We start from the raw sequence: 5,174 nt of genomic DNA, 5'->3' as shown, positions 1-5,174 counted from the left end.
CCGACGCGGCCATCAGCGGCTGGACGGTGACCGTCGAGTTCCCCGACGGCCAGGAGATCGACGAGTCGTGGAACGCCGAGGTCTCCGGCGGATCAGGCTCCTACACCGCGACCGGCGTCGGCCGCGACAGCTCGCTGGACGACGGCGAAAGCGCCGGATTCGGCATCATCGGCACACACGGCGGCGACAACGGCACGCCCGCGGTGAGCTGCTCCGCGAGCTGACCCCTCCGCCGCGGGAACCCCGCCCCGGCGCTACATCTGCTCCGGTGCCCGCACGCCCAGCAGGTTCAGACCGGTCTCCAGGGTGCGCAGCGTGGCCGCGATCAGCGCGAAACGGGACTCGCGCACCGCCGGATCCGCGGCCTGCAGCACCGGGCAGTGCTCGAAGAACCCGGTGAACGCCTGCGCGAGGTCGAACAGGTAGGCGCACAGCCGGTGCGGCTCCAGGGTCGCGCCGACGGTGGCCACCGTCGGGCCGAAGCCCAGCAGCGCCAGCGCCAGCTCGCGCTCGGCGGGCTCGGTGACCGCCACCGGCCCCGTGGCGCCGGCCGGGTCCACACCGCCCTTGCGGAAGATCGACCGGATGCGCGCGGTCGCGTACTGCAGGTAGGGGCCGGTGTTGCCGTGCAGCGCCAGCATCCGGTCGAAGTCGAAGACGTACTCGGAGTCGTGCGAAACCGAGAGGTCGGCGTACTTCACGGCGCCGATGCCGACCTCGCGGGCGATGCCGGCGCGGGTGGCCTCGTCCAGATCCGGGCGGTTCTCGGCGACCACCGCCGCCGCGCGTTCGATCGCCTCGTCCAGCAGCTCCATCAACCGCAGCGGTTTTCCGCTGCGGGTGCGCAGGATCTTGCCGTCCGAGCCGAGCACGTTGCCGATCTGCACGTGGACGGGCTCGACGTCCTCGGGCAGCCACCCCGTCTTGCGGGCGGTCTCCCACACCATCCGCAGGTGCAGGGACTGCGGCGCGCCGACGACGTACAGCAGCCGGCGCGCGCCCAGCTCCTCGACGCGGTACTTGACCGTGGCGAGGTCGGTGGTGCCGTAACCGTAGCCGCCGTCGCTCTTGCGCACGATCAGCGGCACCGGTTTGCCTTCGCGCCCGGTATAGCCGTCGAGGAAAACGCACAGCGCGCCGTCGCTCATCTCGGCGATGCCCTCGCGCTCCAGCTCTTCGCAGATGCCGGGCAGCAGGTCGTTGTACTTGCTCTCGCCGGCGAGGTCGGCGTCGGTGAGCGTGACGTCGAGCTTGTCGTAGATCCGGTTGAAGTACACCGTGGAGAGGTCGACCAGCTCCCGCCACAGCCGCAGCGTCTCGCCGTCGCCCGCCTGGAGGTCGACGACGCGCTTGCGTGCCCGCGCCGCGAACTCCTCGGAAGCGTCGAACTGCTCGCGCGCCGCCTGGTAGAAGGCGTTGGGGTCGGTCTTGACGAGTTCCGCCTCGGCCGATCCCTCGCCGGCGTCGAGCAGGTGCTCGATCAGCATGCCGAAGGGGGTGCCCCAGTCGCCGATGTGGTTCTGGCGGGCCACGTCGTGGCCCAGCGCCTCCAGCACGCGCACCAAAGAGTCGCCCACGACGGTGGTGCGCAAGTGCCCGACGTGCATCTCCTTGGCGACGTTGGGCGCGGAGTAGTCGATCGCGACGGTCTCGGACTCCTGCTTCGGAACCCCCGCCCGCGGGTCGTTCAGCAGATCTTGGGCCTGCGCGGCGATCCAGTCGTCGCGCAGCGTCAGGTTGACGAAGCCGGGGCCGCTGATCTCGACGTGTCGGCACAGGTCGTCGACGTCCAGCTGCGCGACGATGTCGGTCGCGACGTCGCGCGGGGCCCGGCCGAGGCGCTTGGCCAGCGCCAACGCGGCGTTGGCCTGGTAGTCGGCGAACTGGGACGGGCGGATGACGGGGTCGGTTCCGGCGAATTCGGCGCCGAGAGCTGCGCCGAGAGCGGACTGGACCCGTGCTGCGAGAGTCTCCTGCGGGGCGGCCATGGTGCAAGCCTACCGAGCTGCTAAACCGCCCGTGTTCGGTTCTGCGCTCGGGGCGCCCGGGCGGTGCCGCGCCCCGCCCTAGGTGGCGGGCTGGTCCTCGCCGCCCGACCCGGTGCGCGATCGCCGCGCCGAGCGCGCCCCGGCCTGCACGCGGCTGCGCACTTCCTCGCCGATTCCCCCCGAGGTCAGGTCGTGGGCGAGGCGGCAGGCCCGCTCGACCGCCGGAGCCCGGCTGGCGCCGTGGGCGATGACCACACTGGCGTTGAGGCCCAGCAGCACCGCGCCGCCGTAGGTTTCGCTGTCCAACCGGTTGCGCAGCTCCCGCAGCCCCTTGCGCTGCAGGAATGCCCCCGCTTTGGCCGCGGTGCTGGAGGTCATCGCCTCGGTGACGGCGTCCATGGTGAAGCGCACGGCGCCTTCGACCGTCTTCAGCGCGACGTTGCCGGTGAATCCGTCGGTGACGACGACGTCGACCTCGCCCGCCAGGAGGTCGTGGCCCTCGACGTTGCCCCGGAAATCCAACCGCTGGGACTGCGGCGCCTGGGCGGCCGCGGCGGTGAGCAGATCGGCGGTTTTGCGCGCCAACCGGTTGCCCTTGCCCGGTTCCGCCCCGATGGTGAGCATCGCGACCTTCGGGTTCCGGGTCCCGAAGGCGCTTCGGGCGTAGGCGGCGCCCAAGTGGGCGAACTGCACCAGCATCTCGGGCTTGGCGTCGGCATTGGCGCCGGCGTCGAGCAGAACGGTGGGGCGCGGGCGTGTGGGCAGCGACACCGCCAGCGCCGGGCGCATGATCCCGTGCTGGGTGCGCAGCCGCACCGTCGACGTGGTGACCACGCCGCCGGTCGATCCGGTCGAGACCAGCGCGCTCGCCTCGCCTTGCCGGATGAGCCGGCAGGCCACGGCGATGCTGGAGCGGGGCCGGCGCCAGCTGGCCAGCGCACCCTCGTGCATCGTCAACGTGTCCTCGGCGTGCCGGATCGGGACGGCGCCGGCCGCGTCCTCCTCGGCGAGCAGCCCTGCGAGCTCGGGCCGGCGGCCCACCAGCACCACGCTCAGCCCGTGTTCGCGGACCGCCTGCACGGCGCCCCGTACGGCTTCCCGGGGGCCGTGGTCGCCTCCCATGGCGTCCAGAGCGATGACCGGTCCGCTGTGCACGCCGCGCCCCGACTGGGGTGTGCTCACGCGCCCCTCCCTCGATTCACGAAAGCACCGGTCCGGACCGTCCCGGCGCCGCGCGGCCCCGAAGCCGCCGGCGGCGTAGCTGTACACGGGCAGTCCCGACCGTATGCGGACCACGTTACGCTGCCGTGTACCGGCCGCCGTGTGCGGATCGGCCGACCGTGCCCGAAAGGGCCCTGCTCAGCGGTTGGCGCCCGCAAAGCGGGTACGAACCACACGGGTTCGGGTATGACCCTTTTCCAGCCGGTTCGGGGCGATCGCATCGCCCGGCTGCCGACTGCACAACCCGCCGACGTACGACCAGGGAAGCTCGCCGACCGCGGGCTCCCCGGCTACCGCCTGCCCTGCTCCCCGTGCACGGCTGGCCGTCGCCACCAGGAGAGGAGACACGTGAGCTTGACGCACGACGCGGCACCGTCCCCGTCCGCCGGACGTCGGTTTCGTGCCTACACGACGAAGCACCTGGACGAGCTCACGGCGCGCGCCGGGCTGGGTGAGGCCGACCGCCTCGCGGTCCGGGCCGTCGCCACGGTGCTGCCGTTCCGGGTCAACAGTTACGTCGTCGACGAGCTGATCGACTGGGACGCCGCGCCGGACGACCCCATCTACCGGCTGGTCTTCCCTCAGGCGGACATGCTGCCCGAGACCGACGTCGCGCGCATGGCCGACCTGATCCGCCGGGACGCCTCGCGCCAGGAGGTCAATACGGCTGCCAACGAGATCCGCGGCCGGCTCAACCCGCACCCGGCGGGGCAGATGGAGCTCAACGTCCCCACCACCGGCGACAAGGACCCGCTGGAGGGGATGCAGCACAAGTACCAGGAGACCGTGCTGTTCTTCCCCAAACAGGGGCAGACCTGCCACGCCTACTGCACCTACTGCTTCCGCTGGGCGCAGTTCGTGGGCGAACCCGACCTGAAGTTCGCCTCCGGCGAGATCGACCACCTGGTCGAATATCTGCACAACCACCCCGAGGTCACCAGCGTCCTGTTCACCGGCGGCGATCCGATGATCATGGGCGACTCGGTGCTGCGCCGCTACATCGAGCCGCTGCTGGCCGTGGAGACCCTGGAGTCCATCCGCATCGGCACCAAGGCGCTGGGCTACTGGCCGCAGCGCTTCACCACCGACCCCGACGCCGACGACACGCTGCGCCTGTTCGAGGAGGTCGTCGCTTCGGGCAAGAACCTCGCGTTCATGGCGCACTTCTCCCACCCCAACGAAATGGCGCCCGCTCTCGTCCAGGACGCGGTGCGGCGCATCCGCGACACCGGGGCCGTCATCCGCACCCAGGCGCCGCTGATCCGCACGATCAACGACGACTCGGCGACCTGGGCGAGCATGTGGCGCTCCCACGTCCGCTACGGCATGGTGCCCTACTACATGTTCGTCGAGCGCGACACGGGACCTCAGGACTACTTCGCCGTCCCGCTGGCCGAGGCCTACGAGATCTTCCGCGTCGCCTTCGCCGGCGTCTCCGGCCTGGCCCGCACCGTGCGCGGGCCCTCCATGTCGGCCACGCCCGGCAAGGTGTGCATCGACGGGATCACCGAGGTCGCCGGCGAAAAGGTCTTCGTGTGCCACTTCATCCAGGCACGCGACCCCGAACTGGTGGGCAAGCCCTTCTTCGCCCGCTATGACGACAAGGCCGCGTGGCTGTCCGATCTGCAGCCCGCTCTCGGGGCGACACGCTTCCCCCATGAGCAGGCCCCGCGCGAGGACGCCGCCCTCGTCGGCGCCGCCCGCGCCTGACGGAGGGCTCCCGGACGCCCGGCGGCGGGCTCGTCCGGGTTCATTCGGTCGCGGCCGAGCGAACGGGCTCGGCCGCGACCGAGCACCCTGATTCCGATTGACCTGAAGCACGACTACGGCGAAACAGTTCGCCGAGCAGGCCGTGAACCTGGCCGCGGAGGGTCGGGTCGGGCCCGTCATCGGACAGACCTTCCCACTGCAGGAGGCCGCCGACGCGCATCGATCTCTGCAGGCCCGCACGGCCGTCGGACGGAC

The 5,174-nt window shown here is 71.4% G+C and carries 5 protein-coding genes; 3 read left to right on the top strand and 2 right to left on the bottom strand.

Features of this window, described 5'->3' with window-relative positions:
• The coding region (locus tag D452_RS0101205; protein ID WP_026128864.1) for a cellulose binding domain-containing protein at positions 1 to 224 on the top strand (224 nt) is incomplete at its 5' end.
• A 30-nt stretch (positions 225 to 254) separates the two neighbouring features.
• On the opposite strand, the gene argS is transcribed toward D452_RS0101205, so the two are convergent.
• Together argS and plsX are read right to left on the bottom strand one after the other, a co-directional pair.
• Positions 255 to 1,988: an arginine--tRNA ligase gene (gene argS, locus D452_RS0101200; RefSeq protein WP_017542339.1), complete on the bottom strand. Its 1,734-nt coding sequence runs from the start codon at positions 1,986 to 1,988 to the stop codon at positions 255 to 257.
• A gap of 78 nt (positions 1,989 to 2,066) precedes the next feature.
• Positions 2,067 to 3,170: a phosphate acyltransferase PlsX gene (gene plsX / locus D452_RS27470; protein ID WP_051061226.1), complete on the bottom strand. Its 1,104-nt coding sequence runs from the start codon at positions 3,168 to 3,170 to the stop codon at positions 2,067 to 2,069.
• Between the two features lie 387 nt (positions 3,171 to 3,557).
• On the opposite strand from plsX, the gene D452_RS0101190 reads away from it, so the two are divergent.
• Together D452_RS0101190 and D452_RS29350 are read left to right on the top strand one after the other, a co-directional pair.
• Entirely contained in the window at positions 3,558 to 4,919 is a 1,362-nt protein-coding gene (locus D452_RS0101190) for a KamA family radical SAM protein (protein WP_026128863.1), read from the top strand.
• Positions 4,920 to 5,061: 142 nt separating this feature from the next.
• A partial coding sequence (locus D452_RS29350; RefSeq protein ID WP_152498507.1) for a zinc-binding dehydrogenase occupies positions 5,062 to 5,174 on the top strand: 113 nt, incomplete at its 3' end.

Source organism: Nocardiopsis prasina DSM 43845 (assembly GCF_000341265.1).
In the GTDB taxonomy this organism is placed as follows: domain Bacteria; phylum Actinomycetota; class Actinomycetes; order Streptosporangiales; family Streptosporangiaceae; genus Nocardiopsis; species Nocardiopsis prasina.
This window is presented reverse-complemented; position numbering and strand designations above follow the sequence as displayed.

Bases quoted from the DNA above. Each gene is read 5' to 3' on its own strand.
- argS (WP_017542339.1), bottom strand. From the start codon at position 1,988: ATGGCCGCCCCGCAGGAGACTCTCGCAGCACGGGTCCAGTCCGCTCTC.